We start from the raw sequence: 480 nt of genomic DNA, 5'->3' as shown, positions 1-480 counted from the left end.
GCGTTCCTGACAAACCGCTTCAGCTGCTGCTTTGTTTGCTGCACTGCCATCGATGGTAATTGTCTCTGGAAGGCCATTCGCCCTGATCGCCTTGGAGAGAAAGCGTTTAGCCGCCTTAGTATCGCGGTGTTTGGTCAATAAGAAATCAATGGTTTGACCTGCTTTATCGACGGCCCTGTACAGGTAATACCATTGGCCTTTGACCTTGATATAGGTTTCATCGATAAACCAGCTCTTGCCCACGGGAGGCTTCTTTTTACGAAACGATTTTTCGAGTTTGGCTGAGTAGGTAACGACCCAACGCTGAATAGTGGCGTGATCAACGATGACATTCCGATCTAACAGAATCTCTTCAATATCACGGTAGCTCAGTGCAAACCGAAGGTAATAATACACCGCCTGCAGTACAACACAGGAGGGAAAATGACAACCTTTGAAACGCTCATGAGGACTCATAGTGACGACAAAACAACCAGAGTA

Annotated in this window: 1 protein-coding gene; it reads right to left on the bottom strand. The window is 46.9% G+C overall.

The features are described 5' to 3' along the window. Positions 1-456: IS6 family transposase (locus ACQ96U_RS27125; protein ID WP_431724401.1), on the bottom strand; the 456-nt coding region annotated here is incomplete at its 3' end. Positions 457-480: the final 24 nt, after the last annotated feature.

The sequence above is a fragment of the Zooshikella sp. RANM57 genome (assembly GCF_050749885.1).
Lineage (GTDB): Bacteria > Pseudomonadota > Gammaproteobacteria > Pseudomonadales > Zooshikellaceae > Zooshikella.
Note: the sequence above shows the minus strand (reverse complement) of the source record. Positions and strands in the feature narration are given on the sequence as shown.